Source organism: Sphingomonas tabacisoli (assembly GCF_042678385.1).
Taxonomy (GTDB): domain Bacteria; phylum Pseudomonadota; class Alphaproteobacteria; order Sphingomonadales; family Sphingomonadaceae; genus Sphingomonas_B; species Sphingomonas_B tabacisoli.
On sequence record NZ_JBHUDY010000001.1, the window covers coordinates 1926074 to 1947268 of the forward strand.

At 65.4% G+C, this 21195-nt stretch carries 24 protein-coding genes; 11 read left to right on the plus strand and 13 right to left on the minus strand.

Translation table 11 applies throughout. The features are described from left to right. Window positions 1–108: 108 nt before the first annotated feature. Window positions 109–2121, plus strand: a complete 2013-nt coding sequence (locus tag ACFSCW_RS09835; protein WP_380888775.1) for an elongation factor G — start codon at window positions 109–111, stop codon at window positions 2119–2121. 144 nt (window positions 2122–2265) lie between these two features. Here ACFSCW_RS09835 and ACFSCW_RS09840 read toward each other — a convergent pair whose 3' ends face one another. Genes ACFSCW_RS09840 through ACFSCW_RS09850 form a run of 3 tightly spaced genes read right to left on the minus strand, consistent with a single transcriptional unit; the run spans window position 2266 to window position 3256 of the window. Then, complete coding sequence (locus ACFSCW_RS09840) at window positions 2266–2619, minus strand: glycine zipper 2TM domain-containing protein (RefSeq protein WP_380888777.1); 354 nt, start codon at window positions 2617–2619, stop codon at window positions 2266–2268. 23 nt (window positions 2620–2642) lie between these two features. Continuing rightward, window positions 2643–2912, minus strand: a complete 270-nt coding sequence (locus ACFSCW_RS09845; protein ID WP_380888779.1) for a glycine zipper domain-containing protein — start codon at window positions 2910–2912, stop codon at window positions 2643–2645. A 29-nt stretch (window positions 2913–2941) separates the two neighbouring features. Beyond that, window positions 2942–3256 (minus strand): glycine zipper 2TM domain-containing protein, encoded by a 315-nt coding sequence (locus ACFSCW_RS09850; protein ID WP_380888780.1) that lies wholly within the window; start codon window positions 3254–3256, stop codon window positions 2942–2944. Window positions 3257–3393: 137 nt separating this feature from the next. Between ACFSCW_RS09850 and ACFSCW_RS09855 the strand changes: the two genes are divergently transcribed. Together ACFSCW_RS09855 and ACFSCW_RS09860 are read left to right on the plus strand one after the other, a co-directional pair. Beyond that, the gene (locus ACFSCW_RS09855; protein WP_380888782.1) at window positions 3394–4350 is read left to right on the plus strand and encodes an aspartate carbamoyltransferase catalytic subunit; all 957 of its coding nucleotides are present in this window, start codon (window positions 3394–3396) and stop codon (window positions 4348–4350) included. Beyond that, window positions 4347–5549, plus strand: a complete 1203-nt coding sequence (locus ACFSCW_RS09860; RefSeq protein ID WP_380888784.1) for a dihydroorotase — start codon at window positions 4347–4349, stop codon at window positions 5547–5549. Before ACFSCW_RS09855 ends, ACFSCW_RS09860 begins: the two co-directional genes overlap by 4 nt. Here the strand turns inward: ACFSCW_RS09860 and ACFSCW_RS09865 are convergent, their stop codons facing one another. From ACFSCW_RS09865 to ACFSCW_RS09875, 3 genes are read right to left on the minus strand one after another with little or no spacing between them, the layout of a single operon-like run. After that, window positions 5550–6821 carry an SPOR domain-containing protein gene (locus tag ACFSCW_RS09865; protein WP_380888785.1) on the minus strand — a complete coding sequence of 424 codons (1272 nt, stop codon included), beginning with the start codon at window positions 6819–6821 and terminating at the stop codon, window positions 5550–5552. Next, entirely contained in the window at window positions 6814–7287 is a 474-nt protein-coding gene (locus ACFSCW_RS09870) for a hypothetical protein (RefSeq protein WP_380888787.1), read from the minus strand. Before ACFSCW_RS09870 ends, ACFSCW_RS09865 begins: the two co-directional genes overlap by 8 nt. Window positions 7288–7300: 13 nt before the next feature. Next, window positions 7301–8011, minus strand: a complete 711-nt coding sequence (locus ACFSCW_RS09875; protein WP_380888788.1) for an AAA family ATPase — start codon at window positions 8009–8011, stop codon at window positions 7301–7303. A 117-nt stretch (window positions 8012–8128) separates the two neighbouring features. Between ACFSCW_RS09875 and ACFSCW_RS09880 the strand changes: the two genes are divergently transcribed. After that, window positions 8129–9301, plus strand: a complete 1173-nt coding sequence (locus tag ACFSCW_RS09880) for an aspartyl/asparaginyl beta-hydroxylase domain-containing protein (RefSeq protein ID WP_380888790.1) — start codon at window positions 8129–8131, stop codon at window positions 9299–9301. A gap of 100 nt (window positions 9302–9401) precedes the next feature. Here ACFSCW_RS09880 and serB read toward each other — a convergent pair whose 3' ends face one another. Further along, on the minus strand, window positions 9402–10190 hold the full coding sequence (gene serB, locus ACFSCW_RS09885) for a phosphoserine phosphatase SerB (protein WP_380888792.1): 789 nt from the start codon (window positions 10188–10190) through the stop codon (window positions 9402–9404). A 43-nt stretch (window positions 10191–10233) separates the two neighbouring features. On the opposite strand from serB, the gene miaA reads away from it, so the two are divergent. The 6 genes from miaA (at window position 10234) to ACFSCW_RS09915 (ending at window position 16166) form a co-directional block, all read left to right on the plus strand. Next, window positions 10234–11175: a tRNA (adenosine(37)-N6)-dimethylallyltransferase MiaA gene (gene miaA, locus ACFSCW_RS09890; protein ID WP_380888793.1), complete on the plus strand. Its 942-nt coding sequence runs from the start codon at window positions 10234–10236 to the stop codon at window positions 11173–11175. A 275-nt stretch (window positions 11176–11450) separates the two neighbouring features. Then, window positions 11451–13199 carry an acetolactate synthase 3 large subunit gene (locus ACFSCW_RS09895; protein ID WP_380888794.1) on the plus strand — a complete coding sequence of 583 codons (1749 nt, stop codon included), beginning with the start codon at window positions 11451–11453 and terminating at the stop codon, window positions 13197–13199. Continuing rightward, entirely contained in the window at window positions 13199–13714 is a 516-nt protein-coding gene (ilvN, locus tag ACFSCW_RS09900) for an acetolactate synthase small subunit (protein WP_380888795.1), read from the plus strand. Before ACFSCW_RS09895 ends, ilvN begins: the two co-directional genes overlap by 1 nt. Before the next feature lie 134 nt (window positions 13715–13848). Then, window positions 13849–14868 carry a ketol-acid reductoisomerase gene (ilvC, locus tag ACFSCW_RS09905; RefSeq protein WP_380888797.1) on the plus strand — a complete coding sequence of 340 codons (1020 nt, stop codon included), beginning with the start codon at window positions 13849–13851 and terminating at the stop codon, window positions 14866–14868. 60 nt (window positions 14869–14928) lie between these two features. Beyond that, the gene (locus ACFSCW_RS09910) at window positions 14929–15561 is read left to right on the plus strand and encodes a YceI family protein (RefSeq protein ID WP_380888799.1); all 633 of its coding nucleotides are present in this window, start codon (window positions 14929–14931) and stop codon (window positions 15559–15561) included. Then, window positions 15561–16166 carry a TMEM175 family protein gene (locus tag ACFSCW_RS09915; protein WP_380888801.1) on the plus strand — a complete coding sequence of 202 codons (606 nt, stop codon included), beginning with the start codon at window positions 15561–15563 and terminating at the stop codon, window positions 16164–16166. The genes ACFSCW_RS09910 and ACFSCW_RS09915 overlap by 1 nt, the downstream gene beginning before the upstream one ends. A gap of 9 nt (window positions 16167–16175) precedes the next feature. Here the strand turns inward: ACFSCW_RS09915 and ACFSCW_RS09920 are convergent, their stop codons facing one another. Further along, window positions 16176–16568, minus strand: coding sequence for a BLUF domain-containing protein (locus ACFSCW_RS09920; protein WP_380888803.1), 393 nt, complete (start codon window positions 16566–16568; stop codon window positions 16176–16178). Between the two features lie 249 nt (window positions 16569–16817). Between ACFSCW_RS09920 and leuA the strand changes: the two genes are divergently transcribed. Then, window positions 16818–18485 carry a 2-isopropylmalate synthase gene (gene leuA, locus ACFSCW_RS09925; RefSeq protein WP_380888805.1) on the plus strand — a complete coding sequence of 556 codons (1668 nt, stop codon included), beginning with the start codon at window positions 16818–16820 and terminating at the stop codon, window positions 18483–18485. 99 nt (window positions 18486–18584) lie between these two features. Here leuA and ACFSCW_RS09930 read toward each other — a convergent pair whose 3' ends face one another. The 5 genes from ACFSCW_RS09930 to ACFSCW_RS09950 all read right to left on the minus strand — a co-directional run bounded on the left by ACFSCW_RS09930 (window position 18585) and on the right by ACFSCW_RS09950 (window position 21193). After that, the gene (locus ACFSCW_RS09930; RefSeq protein WP_380888807.1) at window positions 18585–19046 is read right to left on the minus strand and encodes a hypothetical protein; all 462 of its coding nucleotides are present in this window, start codon (window positions 19044–19046) and stop codon (window positions 18585–18587) included. Between the two features lie 60 nt (window positions 19047–19106). Further along, the gene (locus ACFSCW_RS09935) at window positions 19107–19655 is read right to left on the minus strand and encodes a F0F1 ATP synthase subunit B family protein (protein WP_380888809.1); all 549 of its coding nucleotides are present in this window, start codon (window positions 19653–19655) and stop codon (window positions 19107–19109) included. Beyond that, the gene (locus ACFSCW_RS09940; protein WP_380888811.1) at window positions 19648–20142 is read right to left on the minus strand and encodes a F0F1 ATP synthase subunit B family protein; all 495 of its coding nucleotides are present in this window, start codon (window positions 20140–20142) and stop codon (window positions 19648–19650) included. Before ACFSCW_RS09940 ends, ACFSCW_RS09935 begins: the two co-directional genes overlap by 8 nt. Before the next feature lie 13 nt (window positions 20143–20155). After that, window positions 20156–20371, minus strand: coding sequence for a F0F1 ATP synthase subunit C (locus ACFSCW_RS09945; RefSeq protein WP_380890084.1), 216 nt, complete (start codon window positions 20369–20371; stop codon window positions 20156–20158). A gap of 63 nt (window positions 20372–20434) precedes the next feature. After that, a complete protein-coding gene (locus ACFSCW_RS09950) occupies window positions 20435–21193 on the minus strand; it encodes a F0F1 ATP synthase subunit A (RefSeq protein ID WP_380890087.1) in 759 nt (252 codons plus the stop codon). Between the last annotated feature and the right edge of the window lie 2 nt (window positions 21194–21195).

Below are 21195 nucleotides of genomic sequence, written 5' to 3' on the forward strand. Positions count from 1 at the left end.
GGGCTTGACCGAAACAATCCACAGGCAGACCATCGCGCCTTCGACTCACAGACGCGAGATGTGCCGCGTCTCTTTCGCGGACTGCTCGCGCAGACGAAGGAGACGAGCATGCCTGGTAGATCGGACGGCACACGCGCGATCGCGCTTGTTGGGCCTGGCGGAGCTGGCAAGACCAGCCTTGCCGAGGCCCTTCTTTTTTGTGCTGGAGCCATAGGCCGACAAGGCAGCGTCGATGCCGGCACCTGCATCGGCGATTCCTGCCCGGAAGCGCGCGCGCGCGGCGGCTCGACCGAGCTGAACGTCATGCATTTCGATTATCTCGACGACCATTATGCGCTGGTCGACACGCCCGGATCGGTCGGCTTCGTCGCCGATGGAGCGCTCGGCCTCGCGGTCTGCGACCTTGCGGTGGTGGTGATCGACCCGGAACAGGGCCGCGCCCAGCTTGCCGAGCCGACGCTCCGCCAGCTCGAGACGATGGACATTCCGCACATCATTTTCGTGAACAAGATCGACCAGGCGCGAGGGCGGCTGCGCGATCTTCTCGAAGTGCTGCAGCCGCTTTCCGCCAAGCCCCTCCTCGCGCGGCACATCCCCATCTGGGAAGGCGACCGGATCACCGGCTTCGTCGATGTCGGGCTGGAGCGCGCTTTCCATTACGTGCCCGGCAAGCCTTCCGAGCGCACCGAGATTCCGGCCGAACTGATGGAACGCGAGGTCGCCGACCGGATGCACTTGCTCGAACAGCTCGCCGATCATGACGATTCGCTCCTAGAACAATTATTGATGGACGAGACGCCCGACCAGAAAACAGTGCTGGCCGACCTCGCCCGCGAAACCGGCGAGCATCTGGGCGTGCCGGTGATGTTCGGATCGGCGCTGAACGGCTTCGGCGTCCGGCGGCTGCTAAAGGCGCTCCGCCACGAAGCGCCGGCGCCCGACCGCGCGGCATTGCGCCTCGGCACGGACGAGGCCTGCGCGTTCGTATTCAAGGTCTCGAACGGCAATCAGATCGGCCGCCTCGCCTATACGCGCGTCTTTGGCGGCACGCTGCAGGAAGGCGCGGAGCTGAACGGGACGCGTATCGGCACGCTGCTCCGCCTTCAGGGCGAGAAAACCACCAAGATTTCGTGCGCCGAGCAGGGCGACGTGATCGCCATCGCCAAGCTGGAAGGCGCGCAGGCCGGTCAGTGGCTGAGCGCCAAGGGCAAGACCTTCCCGCCGCCCGATATCGAGCGGCTCGCAGCCAATGCCGTGATCGCGATCGCGCCCAAGAACCGCAACGACGACGTGAAGCTATCGACGGCGCTGCACAAGTTGACCGAGGAGGATTCTTCGCTCTCCTGGGAACAGGACGAAGTGCATCACGAAACCCTGCTGAAAGGCATGGGCGACGAGCATCTGAACGTCGTGTTGGCGCGGCTGAAGCGCCGCTATGGCGTCGACGTCACCTCCCGTCCCGCGACGATCGGCTACAAGGAATCGATCCGCAAGTCGGTGACCCAGCGCGGGCGGCACAAGAAACAGTCGGGCGGCCACGGCCAGTATGGCGACTGCGTGATCGAGCTGCGGCCCCTGCCCCGCGGCTCCGGCTTCGTGTTCGAGGACAAGATCACCGGCGGTGCGATCCCGCGCCAGTACATCCCGGCGGTCGAGGCCGGCATCAAGGATGCGATGGAAAAAGGCCCGCTCGGTTTCCCGGTGGTCGATGTCGCCGTCACGCTGACCGACGGCAGCTTCCACTCGGTCGACAGCTCCGAGCTGGCGTTCCGCACGGCGGGCCGCATCGCGATGAGCGAAGCGCTCGCCGCTGCCCAGCCCTATCTGCTGGAGCCGATCTGCAAGGTGACGATCACGGCGCCGAACGCCGCGACGTCGCGCGTCACCTCGACCGTCTCGTCACGGCGCGGCCAGATGCTCGGCATGGAGCCGCGCGACGGCTGGCACCGCTGGGATCATGTCGAGGCGCTGATGCCGGAAGCGTCGCTGCGCGGCCTGGATGCGGACCTGCGGTCGCTGAGCCAGGGCCTCGCGACCTACACCGCCGAGTTCGATCATCTGCAGGAAATCAGCGGGAAACTCGCCGACGAAGTGGTCAGCAAGCAGTTGGAACCTGCGTAGCAACTAGCCCTCTCCCCGCCGGGGAGAGGGCCGGCCGCTTTAGCGGCCAGGGAGAGGGGCAGTCACCCTGCGTGCCGACTCTGCCCCTCTCCCGGCCTCGCTTTGCTCGTCCACCCTCTCCCCGGTGGGGAGAGGGTTGAAGGGCTAGTTACACCGCACCTTGCGGGTGGCCTCGCGGCCGAGCAACGCGCCGGCTGCAGCGCCAAGCACCGTGCCCGTGGTCCGGCTGCCATGCGTGTCGATCGCACGGCCGAGCAGAGCGCCGGCGCCTGCACCGACGATCAGGCCGGTGGTGCCGTTCGAGCGGCGGCAATAGGTCCGCCCATCGCGGCCCTGCCAAGTCGGGCCCGCATAGCTGTCGCCGCGATAATATTGCTGACGCGCCGCTTCCTCATGCGCGCGACGGCCATGCGCCGGCGCCCAGGGCGGCGGATCGGCAAGAGCCGGCACAGGCGCGGCCACCGCCGCGAGCGCGGCGCCCAAAATCAGTTTACGCATACTCGTTCTCCCTTTGCCCCGAATCAGCAGCGGCGATGGCGCTGGATGTGGCGGCCGAGCAGCGCGCCGCCCGCGGCGCCGATGATCGGGCCGGCCGCACCGTGCGTCACTGCACTGCCGACAAGGGCGCCCGTAGCGCCGCCGACCAGCAGGCCAGTGGTGCCGTGGCCGCGCACGCAGCCGCGGTGATAGGAGTGCCGGGCCCGGTAATAACGGGCGTCCGCGGGGCTGACCGCCACCGGCGCGAGCGCGGTGGCGATCGAGGCTGCGACCATCAGTTTCTTCATGTTCATCTTCATTCTCCTCCCGAAATGAACGTCAGTTACCGGAAACAGTTCCGAGTCTGGCGGCTCCGCTGCACCTCGCGGCCGAGAAGCGCGCCGCCGGCGGCCCCCGCTACCGTGCCGAGCGTATGGTTGCGGCCGCCGTCAAGCGAGCGACCCAGCAGCGCGCCCAGCGCACCGCCCACGATCAGGCCAGTCGTTCCGTTTCCGCGACGACATCCATAGTAGCGGGGCTGCGCGTAATAGGTGCGGCCGCCGTTGTAATAGCCATAATGCGGCCGTGCCTGCGCCGGCGCTTCGATCGCGGGAACCGCGGTGCCTGCCACTGCAAGGGCCATCATAAGCTTGCGCATGATTGTCTCCTTCGAATCTTGCGAATCGGTAACTGCCAGACCGCGCCTGAACCGGCTCAGAGCGAGCCGTTCATCAGCCAGCAGGGTTGATTGACGCGGGTGACGGGGGCGCGATCACGCGCTAAGAGGCGGCTTTAATGTCCGACGCGCTCCTGTTCCCCCACCGCGATCTCCTCGGGATTGCGGGACTTCAGCCGCACGAGATCATGTTCCTGCTCGATCAGGCGGAACAATGGGTCTCGCTCAACCGCGCCACCGAGAAGCGCGACGACAGGCTGCACGGCCTGACCCTCATCAATGCCTTCTTCGAAAACTCGACGCGTACGCTGTTGAGTTTCGAGATCGCCGGCAAAAGACTGGGTGCGGACGTCGTCAACATGCACGCCGCACAGTCGAGCGTGAAGAAAGGCGAGACGCTGATCGACACCGCGATGACGCTCAACGCGATGCGTGCGGACGTCATGGTGATACGCCATGCCAGCTCGGGCGCGGTGCGGCTGATCGCCGACAAGGTCGACTGCCCCGTGCTGAACGCCGGCGACGGGCGGCACGAGCACCCGACCCAGGCGCTGCTCGACGCGCTGACGATCCGCCATCGCAAAGGCACGGTCCACGGCCTCACCGTCGCGATCTGCGGCGACGTGCTGCACAGCCGCGTCGCGCGCTCGAACATCCTCTGCCTGACTTCGCTCGGCGCCGACGTGCGCGTGGTCGGGCCGCCGACCTTGATCTCCGCCGAGGTCGAACGGATGGGCGTGAAGACTTTCACCGACTTCAACGCCGGGCTCGACGGCGCCGATGTCGTAATGATGCTCCGTCTCCAGACCGAGCGGATGACCGGCGGCTTTGTCCCATCGTTGCGCGAATACCACCAGTTCTGGGGCCTGACGCCCGAGCGCCTCGCCCGCGCCAAGCCGGACGCGCTCGTGATGCACCCAGGCCCCATGAACCGCGGCGTCGAGATCGCGTCCAGTGTCGCCGATCACCCGGAGCGCTCGGCGATCACCGAGCAGGTTGAAATGGGGGTGGCCGTCCGCATGGCCTGCCTGGACGTGCTGACCCGCAGACGCCGCGGCGTGGAGGGCTGGGAATGAAAGCCTTCACCAATATCCGCCTGCCCGACAGCGACGCGACGATGGTGCTGGTCGACGGCGAGCGGATCGTAGCCCTCGAAGCCGAAATCCCCGCCGATGCCGAGGTGATCGACGGCGGCGGCAAGCTGCTCGCGCCAGGCATTGTCGATCTGGGCGTGTTCCGCGTCGATGGGCCGGCGTTCCGCTTCGGCGGCATCGTCCGTGCTGCGCTGATGCCCGACCAGTCGCCGCCGCTCGACGATCCCGGCCTGATCCAGCGCGCCGCCTATTCGGGCAAGCCGGACATATGGGTCCACCCCCTCGCCGCCGCCACGCGCGGGCTGAAGGGCGAGGAACTGGCAGAGCTGGGACTGATGAAAGCCGCGGGCGCGAAGGCGGTGGCCACCGGCCGGCACTGGATCGCCAACTCCGGCGTGATGCTCCGGGTGTTGAGCTACGCCTCCGCGTTCGATCTGACCGTTGTCGTCCACGCCGAAGATGCGGGCCTGACCGGCGACGCCGTCGCAACCGCTGGCGAGACGGCGACCCGTCTCGGCCTTCCGTCCGCGCCGGCCGTCGCCGAAGCGATCGCGATCGCCCGCGACATCGCGCTCGCCGAGGCAACCGGCGCCCGCATCCATTTCCGGCAAGTCACGACGCGCGCGGGTTTCGAGCTTATCCGCGCAGCGAAGGCCAAGGGACTGCCCATCACTTGCGGGATCACACCGACGCACTTGTTCCTGTCCGAAATCGCGGTCTCCGATTTCCGGACCTTCGCCCACCTCTCGCCGCCGCTGCGCAGCGAAGCGGACCGCCATGCGGCACTCGACGCCGTGCGCGACGGCACCGTCGACGTGATTGCGTCGGGCCATGATCCGCGCGGGCCCGAGGACAAGCGCCTCCCCTTCGCCGATTCGGCCCCCGGCGCGGCAGGCGCGGAGACGCTGCTTGCGCTGTCATTGAACCTTGTGCGCGACGGCGTGATCGCCCTGCCGCGCCTGTTCGAGCTGCTCGCCGCCAATCCGTCACAACTGCTGGGCCTGGACGGCGGCCGAATCGCGAAGGGCGCGCCGGCCGACCTGATTCTGGTCGATCCGGACGCGCCCTGGCGTGTCGATTCGAACAAGATGCGCGCCGCTGCCGGCAACACGCCGTTCGATAAATTACCGGTGCAGGGCCGCGTGCTCCGCCTGTTCAAGGGCGGGCGCGAAATCCTCTAATCAACGCGCCGCGAACTTCGGACCGGAGCGGCCTGCCCATTGCAGCGGGGCGTCGCCCGCCGTCTCGCGCACGAAGCATTGGCCGCCGCGCGACCGCAGCGTCTCGCAGAAGCTGACCGCGCTGCCCCGCGTCCCGAAGCCGCCGACCGACAAGCGATAGAAAGTCGCCGAGCCTTTCACGAACACTGCCGTCGACGGCGTATAGCCGCGAAGATCGCCGATCCGGCGGACGGCCTTCGTCCAGCCGTCCTGCGCCACGCCGGCGCTGCTGTACGCGCCGATCTGCACGACGAAGCGTCCGCCGGTCGGCCGCACGAACGCCGCGCGTTGGAAAACTGCAGGATGCGGCTTCAACGCCATCGCGGGCTTGACGGCGATCGTCGGGCGCACCGGGCCCGCAATCGCCTGCACGACTTCCGAACGCGTCTGGAACTGCACCGCCGGTTGCGCCGGCGGGTTCACCAGCGCCTGAACTTCCGCAGCTACTGTCTCAACAGCAGGCGCCTCGGTCATCTTGACTGGCGGCGGAGGCGGAGCGGCTTCGGCCATCTGCACCGGCGCATTGGGTTCGCTATGGAGCGCAAGCCGGGTCGGCTGGCCGGCATCGTCGCCTTGCGTCACGCCAAGCAGCGCCGCGACCTGCGCCGACGCCTGCCCGTCGCGCGCGAAGCGCGACCATTCCATGATTCGCTGCGCAACCGTCTGCGGATCGAGGTCGTAGGATGCCATCAGCTTCGATTCGGACCAGCGACCGGCAAGCGCATAGGCCAGCGCCAGATTCTGCCGGGTCTTGGCGTCCGACCCGCCGTTGCGCACCGCTTCCTCGAGCACCGTCACGCCTGTCGTCGCGTCCCCTGCCAGCGCCAGCGCAAGGCCGCGGTCGCTTGCCGGGATCGCGCTGCCATGCTCGCTGAGGACGGTCATCGCGCCATTCTTGTCGCCCATGCCAATCCTGGTCAGCGCAAGGTTGAGCGCGGCACCACTGCGCGAAGGATCGAGTTCCAGGGCATCACCGAAGCTGGCCGCCGCAGAACGGAAACGGCCGCTCTCCAGATAGGCGCGGCCGAGCAGCATCCGATAGTTCGCATCGCGCGGTGAGGCAGCCACCGCCGACTCCGCTTCGGAGATCGCCGCCGGCAGCTTCTTCTTGGCGAGCGCCTTGTCGGCGCGGAACGCCGCCTTGGCCGCATCGCCGATCTCGCCGGCGTGCGCCACGGCCGAAAGTGCGATCACCGAAGCGGCGGCGAACCGAAGCATGAACGCGTTACGCATGACCATTCCCCAGCGGGTTGTGCTTGGCTTTCGAAACCATCTCGTCGAGCCCCGGCATGCCATTCAGCAGCTTGTCGAGCGCTTCCGTGACCAGCCGCTGCGACGAGCGGCGCTGGAGCGCGGAGGCGAGGCGCAACCGCAGATGCCGTTCCTCATCGAGGCGCAGCGTAAAGGCCGCCTTGTGGCCGAACAGCGCGCGGCTCTGGCGCGGCGTCCGCTCCTTGCGCGGCTGCTTCTCGGCTTCCGGCGGTGGCGCAAAGGTTGCGGCCAGTTCGGCCTGCTGCTTCACTACGGGCGGCGCGTCGGCCGGGACCGGCTTCGGCGTGTCGAATCCCATGTCGTTCCAGCCCAGGTCTTCCTGGGGCGTGCCGAAACCGTTGAACCCCTGCGGACGCATGGCCGGCTTTGCCTGGCCTTTGCGCGCGAGAAGTCCCGAAGTCAGCGACGCGAAGGGCTTGGCTTCCATCCCCTGCCTCCCCTTACTGGCCGACGACGCGGCGGCCGAAGCCGCCCGCCTGTCGCGCCGCTGCCGGCGCGCCACCGGGCACGCTGAACACGGTGCGGCGGAAATTCTTCTCCAGCCGGTCGGAAATATAGGACCACAGACCCACGATTTCGGCCGCCGATTTGCCCTTCGGATCGACTTCCATCACCGTGCGCCCGTCGATCATCGAGGCGGCGAAATCGGTGCGCTGGTGGATCGTCACCGGAGCGACGGTGCCGTGCTGCGAAAGCGCGACTGCAGCCTCTGCGGTGATCTTCGCCTTGGGCGTCGCGGCGTTCACCACGAACATCAGCGACTTGCCGGCGCGATCGCACAGATCGACCGTGGCGCCGACGGCGCGGAGGTCGTGCGGGCTCGGCCGCGTCGGGATCACGATCAGCTCGGCCACCGCGATCACGCTCTGGATCGCCATCGTAATCGCCGGCGGCGTGTCGATAACGGCAAGCTTGAAACCCTGCTGGCGCAGGATGTCGAGATCGCTCGCCAGCCGCGCGACCGTGGTCTGGGCGAAAGCGGGAAGCTCCGCCTCGCGCTCGTTCCACCAGTCGGCGAGCGAGCCTTGCGGATCGATGTCGATCAGCACGACCGGGCCGGCGCCGGCGAGCTGGGCCTGCACGGCGAGATGGCCGGATAGGGTGGTTTTACCCGATCCGCCCTTCTGCGATGCCATTGCGAGTACGCGCATATGGTCCCTTCGGGGTGTGTTCTTCCACAGGCCACGTCGCATGGCAGAGGCTAAGATCGGGTTAAGCTCCTCGCGAAAGCTTTGCGGGAGGCCGATCGTCTCCTAAGGCTGCGGGCGATGCTTACCGCAGCTCAAGCCGATCAGATGGTCCGGGACGGTGTCGCTGCCATGCAGCGCGGAGACGCCAAGGCGGCGCGGCACCTGTTCGAAGACGTGGCCGCCGCCGGAAACGGCATCGCCCCGCCCTGGCTCCTGATCGCCCAGGCCTGCAGGCTGGAGCGCGACGAAGCCGGGGAGCTTTCCGCGCTCGATAAGCTTTTGGCCGAACAGCCGCGGCACGTGCGCGGACTCATTATGAAGGGCGATGTGCTGGCGCGTCGGGGCGACCCCCGCGCCGCCCACACTTTCTATCAGCTTGCGGTGAACGTCGCCGAGGCCACGCCCAATCTGCCGCCTAACCTCGCCGCAGAAGTTCAGCGTGCCGCCGCCGAACTGCAGCGCAGCCAGGGCGACTATCGCGCCCATCTTGACGCGGCGCTGGCGAATGCCGGCCATACTCCCGCTAATTTAAAGCCGCGCGTGCGAGACGCCCTCGCCTTGGCAAGCGGCGAAAAGCAGCTTTATCTGCAAGAGCCGACCAGCTTCTATTTCCCCGGCCTGCCGCAGATCCAGTTTTATGAGCGCGAAGCGTTCGACTGGGTGCCCGCAATCGAAGCGCAGACCGCCGCCATTCGTGCCGAGCTCGACGCCGTTCTCGCCCAGACCCATGATTTTCCACCCTATGTCGAGGAGGATCCCGCCCGCCCGAACAAGGCGCATTATCTGGTGGCGAACCGCGACTGGGGGGCATTCCATCTGCTGCGCGGCGAACCGGTCGAGCCGAACGCGTCGATGTGTCCCAACGCCATCGCAGCGCTGAAGCCCGCGCCGCAACCAGTGATTCGCGGCCGCTCGCCCATGGCCCTCTTCTCGCTACTGAAGCCCGGCGCCCACATCTTCGCGCACAACGGCCTGATCAACACGCGGCTGATCTGCCACTTGCCGCTAATCGCCCCCGAAGGCTGCCGCTTCCGCGTCGGCAACGAAGTGCGGTCCTGGGAAGAAGGCAAGTTGCTGATCTTCGACGACACGATCGAGCACGAGGCCTGGAACGAAGGCACCTCGCGCCGCGTGGTGCTGCTGTTCGAAATCTGGCGCCCGGAAATCGACGAGGAAGAGCGCGCTGCTCTCACCACCCTGTTCGAAGCGATCGACGAATTCCGCGGCGAACCGCTGGATATGAGTTCGTAGCTCCAAGCTGGTTCGGGCTGAGCTTGTCGAAGCCCTCCCTTTCTTTCCTCACCCGTCGAAAGAAGAAGGGACGCCTTCGACAAGCTCAGGCCAAACCGCTTTAGATTTGCCACTCCGCGCGCGGCACGCCAAGCCCATGAAGCACGGCAGTCAGGTCCCCAAACCTTACCGCTGCGTCGGCCGCCCCAATGGCTGCAGGCTTCGCATGATACGCAATCCCCAACCCCGCCGCCTTCAGCATCGGCACATCGTTGGCGCCGTCGCCGATCGCGACCGCCGCGGCCGGATCATTCCCCTGCCCCAACAGCGCTTCCCGCTTCTGCTCCGCGCCAAGGATCGGCTTTTCGACGGTGCCGTCCAGCGTGGCGCCGGTGAAGCCCAGCCGGTTCGCGCGATAGCCGTCGAAGCCGATCTCCTCGGCCACGCGCTTCGCGAAATAAGTGAAGCCGCCTGACACCAGCAGCGTCTTCGCGCCCCGCGCCTTCAGCGTCCGCACCAGCGCGCGCGCGCCGGGCATGATCCGCACCCGCTCGTCATAGCAGCGCGCGAGCACCGCCTCGTCCAGCCCCGCCAGAAGCTGCACGCGCTCCTTCAGCGCGCCGGCGAAATCGAGCTCGCCCCGCATCGCGCGCTCGGTGATCTCGGCAACCTGTGGCTTCACGCCCGCATAGTCGGCAAGCTCATCGATGCACTCGACGGTGATCATCGTCGAATCCATGTCGGCGACGAGCAGCTCGGGCGCAGGCGCATCGGAGCGGCGAATGAAGATGTCCGCCTGCAAGCTCTCCAGCCGCTTTCGGGCTTCAGCCGGATCGCCCGTAACGGCCACGCGAAAGACTCTATCTGCCTCGACAGTCTCGATCCCGCCGCCATCGCCCAGTACAGTCATAAGCGACTGCTCTGTTAACCATTCTGCTGCTACGACTGTTGCGATGAACACGGCCGACCTCCCGCCGCTGGCGCTCATTGCAGGGCCGACCGCGAGCGGCAAGACCGCGCTTGCGCTCGCGCTCGCCGAAGTGGCGGACGTGACGATCATCAATGCCGATTCCGCGCAGGTCTATCGCGACTTGCGCATTCTTTCCGCGCGTCCGGACGAAATCGACATGAGCCGGGCTCCGCACCGGCTGTTCGGCTATGTCGACGGCGCCGAAGCTTGCTCCGCCGCCCGCTGGGCCACCGACGCCCGCACCGAAGTCGCCCGCGCGCACGAAACGGGCCGCCTCCCCGTGCTGGTCGGCGGCACCGGCCTCTATATCCGCACGCTGCTGAACGGCATTGCGCCGATCCCCGATATCGACCCGAATGTCCGCGCGGCCGTACGCGGCATGGCCGTCGATGCCGCTTATGTCGCGTTGAAGCGGGAGGACCGGGAAAGCGCTGCCCGCCTCGCCCCCGCCGACACCACCCGCGTCCAGCGCGCGTTGGAAGTCGTCCGCTCCACCGGCCGGCCGCTCGGATACTGGCATGAGCGTCGCACTGGCGGAATCGGATCGCAGATGGAGTTGCGGCCGCTGGTGCTGACACCCCCGCGCGAATGGCTGGTCCAGCGAAGCGATGCCCGCTTCGTCGGCATGATCGAGAGCGGGTCGATCGACGAGGTCGAGCGGCTGCTGATGCGCCGCCTCGATCCCGACCTGCCGGTAATGCGCGCGATCGGCGTGCGCGAAATCTCCGCCTGGCTGCACGGCGACCTCACGCGCGCTGAAATGGTCCAGGCAGGCCGCCTCGCCACCCGCCAGTACGCGAAGCGCCAATATACCTGGTTTCGGCATCAGGCGCCCGAAGCGTGGCCCCGCGTCGAAGCTGCGCTTACGCCCTATCTGATCGAACGGCTCGTGAAACGGCTGGCCGAGCCGGCCTTGAGCTGTTAAGCGGCACGCAAATGACTCGCGCCATCGCCTCCAACGACCTTCGCGGCCTGCTTGCCGCCACGGCCGTGCGCGCGCTCTTTACCGGACTTGTACTTATTATCCCCTGACATCGCCGTCCGGAGACCAGGTCCATGCAGGCCGTCCGTTCTCCGGGCGGCCTTTTTCGTATCTGCGTTTTGTCCCGGGCTCGGAGATGAGTAACAAAGTTACGCGTAAACAGGTTGACGCATTAATTTTGTTTCTCTAGCAGCGCCCGTCCAGCAAGGTTGATGACAATGCCACGTGAATTGAGTGGAGCCGATATCCTGATCCAGGCGCTGAGCGACCTGGGGGTCGAATATGTGTTCGGCTATCCGGGCGGCGCCGTGCTGCCGATCTACGACGCGCTGTTCAAGCAGAGCCGGATCAAGCACGTCCTCGTCCGCCACGAGCAGGCGGCGACGCACGCGGCGGAAGGCTATGCCCGCTCGACCGGTAAGCCGGGCGTTGTGCTCGTCACGTCCGGTCCGGGCGCCACCAATGCCGTCACCGGCATCACCGACGCCCTGATGGATTCGATCCCGATGGTCGTCATCACCGGCCAGGTGCCGACTTCTTTGATCGGAACGGACGCGTTCCAGGAAGCGGACACGATCGGCATCACGCGCCACTGCACCAAGCACAATTATCTCGTGAAGGATCCGGCCAGGCTCGGCGCGGTGATCCACGAGGCGTTCCATATCGCGACGTCCGGCCGCCCCGGCCCCGTCGTCATCGACATTCCGAAGGACGTGCAGGTCGCGACCGCGCCTTACGCGAAGCCCGGCGCGATCCAGCACAAGACCTACCGCCCGCAGGTGAAGGCCGACACGGCGCTGATCGAAGCGGCGGTCGAGATGCTCGCCGCGGCGGAGCGGCCGATCCTCTATACCGGCGGCGGCATCATCAACTCCGGCCCCGGCGCGGCACAGGTGCTGCAGGAGCTCGCGCGGATCACCGGCGCACCGGTCACCTCGACGCTCATGGGCCTGGGCGCTTTTCCCGCATCGTCGCAGCAATGGCTCGGCATGCTCGGCATGCACGGCACCTACGAAGCGAACCTGGCGATGCACGGCGCGGACCTGATCCTGTGCCTCGGCGCCCGCTTCGACGACCGGGTGACGGGCCGGCTGGACGCTTTCAGCCCGCGCTCCAAGAAGATCCACGTTGATATCGACCGTTCGTCGATCAACAAGAACGTGCGCGTCGACTTGGGCATCGTCGGCGATGTCGGCCGCGCGCTGGAGGACATGGTCCGCATCTGGAAGGGCCGCGGCCACCAGAAGAACGACCTCTCTGCCTGGTGGCGGCAGATTGGCGAATGGCGGGAAAAGAAAAGCTTGTCCTTCCCTGAAAACGGCGCCGAGATCATGCCGCAACGCGCGATCCGCGCCCTCTACGAAGCGACCAAGGCGCGCCAGCCGATCATCACCACCGAAGTCGGCCAGCACCAGATGTGGGCAGCCCAGCATTTCGGCTTCGAGAAGCCGAACAAATGGCTGACCTCGGGCGGTCTGGGCACGATGGGCTACGGCCTGCCCGCCGCCATCGGCGCGCAGCTCGGCAACCCCAACGCGCTCGTCATCGACGTGGCCGGCGAGGCCTCGATCCAGATGAACATCCAGGAGCTGGCGACCGCGACCCAGTATCGGCTGCCGGTCAAGATCTTCATCCTGAACAACGAATATATGGGCATGGTCCGCCAGTGGCAGGAGCTGACCTACCAGTCCCGCTATTCGGAAAGCTACAGCGACTCCTTGCCGGACTTCGTGAAGCTGGCCGAAGCCTATGGCTGGACCGGCCTGCGCATCGAAAAACCCGGTGAGCTTGAAGACGGCATCGCGACAATGCTCGACACGCCGGGGCCGGTGCTGGTCGATTGCCGCGTCGCCAAGCTCGCCAATTGCTTCCCGATGATCCCGTCCGGCGCAGCCCACACCGACATGATCCTTCAGGCCAACGAAGTGTCCGGCGAGATGGACGACGAGGCGAAAGCGCTGGTCTGATGCATATCCACGAAGAAGCCAAAGAGCGTCACACGCTCTCCGTCGTCGTGGACAACGAACCCGGCATCCTCGCGCGGATCGCCGGCCTGTTCACCGCCCGCGGCTACAACATCGAGAGTCTGACGGTGGCCGACGTCACCGAGGACGAAAGCATCAGCCGCATCACCATCGTCACCAGCGGCGTGCCGGCGACGATCGAGCAGATCATCGCCCAGCTCGACCGGCTGGTGCCGGTGCACAAGGTGCTCGACCTGACCGCGCTTGGGCCCCATGTCGAACGCGAGCTGGCGCTGGTGAAAGTCGCAGGCGTCGGCGATCACCGGATCGAGGCGCTGCGCCTCGCCGATGTCTACCGCGCCCGCGTGGTCGACGCGACGACGGGCAGCTTCGTATTCGAAGTGACGGGCGGGTCGGACAAGATCGACACCTTCGTGACGCTGATGCGTGAAGTCGGCCTGGTCGAAGTCGCCCGCACCGGCGTCGTCGCCATCGCCCGCGGACGCGAGGCGGTGTAGAGGTTAAGACAAAGAAAAAGGGAGGCCTTCGACAAGCTCAGGCCGAACGGAGCTTGTTACGAAGTTCTCTCCCAAACCGTTCGGGCTGAGCTTGTCGAAGCCCTCCCTTTCTTTCGTACTCAGGGAGCAACAGAATGCGCGTTTATTACGACCGGGATGCGGACATCGGCCTGATCAAGGGCAAGAAGATCGCGATCGTCGGCTATGGCAGCCAGGGCCATGCCCATGCCCAGAACCTCCGCGATTCGGGCGTCGCCGAAGTGGCGGTCGCGCTCCGTCCGGGCTCGGCGACGGCGAAGAAGGCGGAAGGCGCCGGCTTCAAGGTCATGTCCAATGCCGACGCGGCGAAATGGGCCGATCTCGTCATGATCTTGGCGCCCGACGAGCATCAGGCTGCGATCTGGGCCGACGATCTCGCCGTGAACATGAAGCAGGGCGCCGCCCTCGCCTTCGCGCACGGCCTGAACGTCCATTTCGGCCTGATCGAGCCACGCTCCGACCTCGACGTCATCATGGTCGCGCCCAAGGGCCCCGGCCACACAGTCCGCTCCGAATATTCACGCGGCGGCGGCGTGCCTTGCCTCATGGCGGTGCACCAAGACGCGTCGGGCAATGCGCACGATCTCGCCCTCTCCTACGCCTCCGCCATTGGCGGCGGCCGCTCGGGCATCATCGAGACCAATTTCCGCGAGGAATGCGAGACCGACCTGTTCGGCGAGCAGGCGGTGCTGTGCGGCGGCCTCAGCCACCTGATCACCGCGGGCTTCGAGACCCTGGTCGAAGCGGGCTATGCGCCCGAAATGGCCTATTTCGAGTGCCTGCACGAAGTGAAGCTGATCGTCGACCTGATGTACGAAGGCGGCATCGCCAACATGCGCTATTCGATCAGCAACACCGCCGAATATGGCGACATCACCACCGGCCCGCGCATCATCACCGACGAGACGAAGAAGGAAATGAAGCGCGTGCTGGACGACATCCAGGCCGGCCGCTTCGTCTCCAAATTCGTGCTCGACAACCGCGCCGGCCAGCCGGAGCTGAAGGCCGCCCGCAAGCGCGCTGCCGCCCACCCGATCGAAAAGGTCGGCGGCGAACTCCGCGCCATGATGCCGTGGATCGGCGCCAACAAGCTGGTCGACAAAGACAAGAACTGACGCTTGCCCGACAGGGCGAGCAGACGGCATATAACGAGTCACAACCATAAGGAGGCCGTGATGCGTCGGTTGCTTCTGCTCGTCCTGCCCCTCGCTCTCGCCGCGCCGCTCGTCGCGCAAGCGCCGATGTCGAAGCCCGGCTCCGCCAATCCGGCGGCAGTTACCGGCGGAACTTACACCGCCGATCCGAACCACACGCTCGTCCTGTGGACGGTCGATCATCTGGGCTTCACGCCTTACACCGGCATCTTCGGCAGCGTGACCGGCACGCTGACGCTCGATCCGAAGAATCCGAACGCGGCCAAGGTCGACGTGACCATCCCGGTCTCCAAGGTGACGACGGCCAGCGCCGGCCTCACCGAGCACCTGCTCAAACCGGGCAAGGACGGCGGCAAGCCCGACTTTTTCGGCCCCAGCCCCGCCGACGCGCACTTCGTCTCGACCAAGGTGGTCGCCCAGGGACAGAAGGCGAAGATCACCGGCAACCTGACGCTGAACGGCGTCACCAGACCGGTGACGCTCGACGCCGCCTTCTACGGCGCTGGCAAGATGGCCGCGAACATCGGCGGCAAGGAAAATGTCGGCTTCCGCGCGACCACGACGATCAAGCGCAGCGATTTCGGCGTGATGATGGGCATCCCGCTCGTCTCCGACGAAGTGAAGCTGGAAATCGCCGCGGCATTCCAGAAATAATGGCGGACGACGCCTACGAGGGCCGCGCCGGGGTCGGCCGCGTCGAGGCATTCTCGGACGGCGTCGTCGCCATCATCATCACGATCATGGTGCTGGAGCTCCATCCGCCCGTCTCGGAGCGAATGGACCAGCTCTGGTCGCTGTGGCCCATCTTCCTGGCCTATGCGCTGAGCTACGCCTATGTCGCGATCTATTGGGTCAATCATCACCGCATGTTCGCCAACGCGACCCGCGTGACCAACGATCTGCTCTGGTCGAATATGCTGCTGCTGTTCACCCTGTCGCTGGTCCCCTTCTCTACCTCATATCTCGGCGAGCATCATTTCTCCGCCGGCGCGACGATCCTGTACCTGGTGACGATGTTGCTGCCTTCGATCGCCTATGCCTGGGTGCAGTGGACGATCCGGCGTACCGGCCGGCAGGACGAACACGCGCTCGCCTATCACCGCCAGACGCTCCGCAAGGGTGCGGTCAGCAGCTTTCTGTATCTATTGGGCATTCCGCTGACGCTGGTCTCGCCCTGGCTTGGCATCGCTTGCGCGGCGCTCGTCGCCTTGCTCTGGTTCCTGCCGGCCAGCCCGGTCGATCGCTTGTTTCGTCGCTAGCGGGTCAGTCTAAATGGCTGCATAGCTCGTAAACAGCGCCCTGACGCTGGGGCTGGACCTTGCGGTCAGCCCCTTCACCTGCTCGATCATCCGGAGCTTGTTTTCATCGCCTTCGAAGCGCTCGAAGCTCATGTCCCAGGCGCCGAACTCGCGTTCGTCGATGCGACGTTCGGAAAGTTTCACGATCGCGAAATGCCGCGGGTCGTGCTGGATGCGGGCAAAGGTCTCCCGCACCTGGGCTTCCGGCCCCTCCAGCAACTGCAGGAAGCGCTTGCCATTGAATAGCAATAAGCCGGTCACGGTCCTCCGCCGATTGTTCCGGCGCGAACTCGCGAGGATTGCATCCACCGCTTCCCAGCCATGTCCGGGGCGTGCGGTGCTGATGTAGCAGAGCTGTATCACTGTCTTGTTTTCCAGCTACTTATGGTCTCGCCTCTCAACCACGACAGGCCTTACCGATCCGCTAACGCTGTTTCCCGGCTGGACTTCCTTAACCATGTGTGGCTAGGGATTTCCGCGATGATCGCGCGCAGCGCCCTTCTTCTTCGACTTACGCGCCCTTAGGCGCGTGTTTCCGCGCGGGCTTGACGGCCCGCCACGGCGCCTAAGGGCCAGACCAGACCCAAAAAGCCCCGTTCCCGAGGAAGACCCATGCTGCGCGACCCGTCCGTCAAATACCGACCGTTCCAGCCGATCAACCTGCCCAACCGGCAATGGCCCGGCCGCACCATCGACAAAGCCCCGCGCTGGCTTTCCACCGACATGCGCGACGGCAACCAGGCGCTGATCGATCCCATGGACGGCGAGAAGAAGCAGCGCTTCTTCGATCTGCTGGTCCGGATCGGCGTCAAGGAAATCGAGGTCGGCTTTCCGTCCGCCGGCCAGACCGAGTTCGACTTCATTTCCAGGCTGGTCCGGGGCGGCCGCATCCCCGACGATGTGATGGTGCAGGTGCTCACCCAATCGCGGCGCGATCTGATCGAGCGCAGCTTCGAAAGCCTGGAAGGTGCTGAGCGCGCGATCGTGCACCTCTACAACGCCGTGTCGCCGTCATGGCGTCGCATCGTGTTCAACCTCGACGAAGCCGGGGTGAAGGCGATCGCGCGCGAAGGCGCCTCGATCCTGCGCGATCAGGCTGCGAAATATCCGGGCACCGACTGGCGTTTCGAATACAGCCCGGAGACCTTTTCAACCGCCGAGCTCGACGTATCGCTGGAGGTCTGCACGGCCGTGATGGACGTGCTGCGCCCGACGGCGGAGCGGCCGATCATCTTCAACCTGCCGGCGACGGTCGAGGCGGCGACGCCGAATATCTATGCCGACCAGATCGAATATTTCTGTCGCAACATTCCCAACCGCGAGGCGGCCGTCGTCTCGCTGCATACCCATAACGACCGCGGCACCGGCGTCGCCGCGACCGAGCTGGGCCTGCTGGCCGGCGCCGATCGGGTAGAGGGCTGTCTGCTCGGCAATGGCGAGCGCACCGGCAATGTCGATCTCGTGACGGTTGCGCTCAACATGTACACGCAGGGCGTCGACCCGGGTCTCGATTTCTCGAACATCGACGAGATCGTGAACACGGTCGAATATTGCACCAACATCAAGACACACCCGCGCCAGCCCTATGCTGGCGAGCTGGTGTTCACGGCGTTTTCGGGCAGCCATCAGGACGCGATCAAGAAGGGCTTCGCGGCGCAGGCCCAGCGCAACGACGAGCTGTGGGATGTTCCCTATCTCCCGATCGATCCCGCCGATCTCGGCCGCTCTTACGAAGCGGTGATCCGCGTCAATTCGCAGTCGGGCAAAGGCGGCGTCGCCTGGGTGCTGGAGCAGGACAAGGGACTGAAGCTGCCGAAGCGGCTACAGGCCCATTTCAGCCGCCACGTCCAGGCACTCGCCGACGCAACCAGCCGCGAGCTGAACGCGGACGACATCTGGTCCGTCTTCCAGCAGACCTACCTCACGCCGGCCAGGTTCGCGCTGATCGACTATCACGAGCAGCAGGACGATACGCATCGCATCTTCGCCGGCCGCATCGCCTGCAACGGCGACGAACGCAGCGTCAGCGGCCGCGGCAACGGCCTGATCTCGTCGGTGATCGCGGCTTTGAACGAGAGCTACGGCGTCGAACTCGATGTCGCCGACTATAACGAGCACGCGATCGGCCATGGCGCCCACGCCCAGGCCGCCGCCTATCTCGAATGCCGCACCCCGGCCGGCCGCACGGTGTTCGGAGTCGGCATCGACGCCGACATCGCCACTGCCAGCGTCCGCGCCGTGCTCAGCGCGGCCGATCAGGCTTGGGCGGCTGCGGCTTAAAGCCGTCATTGCGAGGAGCGTAGCGACGAAGCAATCCAGCCGGAACCGACCGCCTCTCTGGATTGCTTCGCTGCGCTCCTCGCAATGACGAGCGAAAGGTCAGCGCAGGACCGTCCCCATCTTCACCGACTTGTCGGGCGAGCCGGAAAGCTGGACGACATACCGGCCCGGCGTCACCTTGAAATCCAGCGCTTTCTGGACGCCCGGGCAGCCATGCCCCTTCGGCTCGCTCGCCAGATCGAGCGCCTTTCCATCGCGCACCAGATCGACGAACGTCTTGTTGTCAAGCACGATTTCCAACGTGCCGGCCTTCGCCACATCCAGCGCCGCCAGGCCCGCATAGCCCTTCCGCGTCGCCTTGCCGACCGCGAACTTCACCTGATTTTGGTCGAGCAGCCCGATCTGCGCGGTGCCGCCCGGCTTCAACCCGAACTTCATGTCGGGCGAGCGCGCGGCAAGGTGCCGCTCCGGCTTCGCCCAGCCTTGCGGGTTGGGGCAATCCGTGGCCCAGGCCGGGCTGGAAATCCCTGCAACAAGAATCGCGGCGAACAACAGACGCATCAAAGCCTCCCCCTGTGACGGGAGAGGCTTAGCGCGTTGATTTGGCTTTGCGAAGCGGGTTCAGTGAACCCGGGAGAGGCCCGCGATGGTGCGGTCGACTAGCGCCTTGTCCGTGCCCGCATCATGCCGCTCGGCGATCAGCTTCGCCGCGGCGGAGGTCGCGGCTTCGGCAGCCTTGGCGCGGACTTCGGCGAGGGCCGCGCGCTCGGCGGCGGCGATCTTGTCCTCCGCCATCTTGGCGCGACGGACGGTCAGGTCGCCCGCGGTCTTCTCCGCCTCGGCGATCAGGTCCGATGCTTCCTGCTGCGCATGCGCGATGATCGCCTGCGCATCGCCGGCGCTCGCCGCCTGCTGCGCCTTCGCCTTGGCGAGCAACGCCTCGGCTTCGGCGCGCAACTTGCTCGCTTCTTCGAGCTGCGCCTTGATATGGTCGATCCTGCTGTCGAGCAAGCGAGCGACCAAGGCGGGAACCTTCTGCCACAGCATAATCCCGATCACGACCAGCATTGAAAGCGCGACCCAACCGGGCGCGCTGATGCCGAACGCAGAAGGTTCGTTATGAAGTTCCGCCGTACCGGTCTCGGCGATCATCGTTTTTGCCTCAGCCATGAGACAGTTCTGCCTTCACGCGTTGTTCAATGGTCCCGCGGTCGACCTCGACGCCGGAGAACCGAGAAATGATCTCCTGAACAACGTCGACCGTGGTCGATTCCAGTTCCGCCATTGCTTCTCGTTTACGCTGCTCGATCGACGTGATCGCCGCCGCCAGTCGCTCCTCGTCGCGCTTGCCTCCCTCGCGAACGCGAGCTTCAGCCGATGCCGATGCTTTCGACTTTGCCTCGGCCATCTGGAGACGAGCGCTGTTACGCGCCGCCTCCAACTCAGAGGTGTTGGTCTGCTCAAGCTCGTTCGCACGGTCACGTGCCGAAGCCGCAGCGGCGAGGTCCCCAGAAATTCGAGCGTTACGCTGATCAACAGTGCGCTCGATCTTGGGCACCATCGCCCTGCCGATCCCGAAATAAATCAGCGCAAAAACGATCACGAGCCAAAAGAGCTGTGATGCGTAGATCTCGCCAATTTGAGATAGCTGCGGCATGTGTTGACCGTGCTTAGTGCTTGACGACGAAGAGAATGAGGATCGCGACGACGAAGGCGATCAGGCCCAGAAGTTCGGACGCCGCGAAGCCAATGAACAGCCGGCCCTGCTGGCCATCGGCAGCTTCCGGGTTACGCAACGCGCCGCTGAGGAACGAGCCGAAAACGTTACCGACGCCAAGCGCGGCAAGGCCGATACCGATCGCGGCCAAGCCGGCGCCGATGTACATTGCACCCAGATCAGTCATTCTAAAACTCCTTGTAAGAACCGATTTCGATGATTGCGGCGGCGCTTAGTGCAGATGCACCGCGTCGTGAAGATACAGAGACGTCAGTAGCGCGAAGACATACGCCTGGATGGCACAGACAAGCAGCTCGAGCGCGCTCACGCCCACGATCATAACGAAGCTCAGAATGCTGACGAGCCAACCGAGCGGACCGCCTGCGTTAAAACCTTGCACGACGAAGCTGCCAAAAACCTCCAGCAGGATGTGCCCCGCCGTCATGGCCACGAACAGCCGCAGTCCGAGGCTGAACGGGCGCACCATGAACGACACGAACTCAACCGGGATGATCACTGGCATCAGCCAAGCCGGTGCGCCGTGGGGAACGAAGAGAGAAAAGAAACGCAAACCGTGGCGCCAAAAACCGACCGCCAGCACAATCCCGAAGGAGAAGAAAGCGAGGACCGCAGTCACCGTGATGTGGCTCGTCACCGCAAAGGTGTGAAGATGTGGCAAGATGGCCAGCGGCAACACGCCGACGAGGTTTGCAAACAGAATGAAGAAGAAAAGCGAAAAAATATAAGGTGCAAATCGGCGGCCTTCAGGGCCGATGTTCACACGCATCATATCGTCGATGAAGCTGATCATCCCTTCTACGGCCACTTGCCAGCGACCCGGAACCAGTTCGCGCTTCAGACCGCCGCTCACAAAGAGCGCGAGCAGCGAGCCGACGATCACCATGAAGAGCGCCGAGTTGGTGAAAGAGACGTCGTATCCAAAGAGTTCGAACCTGTGGCCGAACAAAGGTTCGACCAAAAACTGCTCCATCG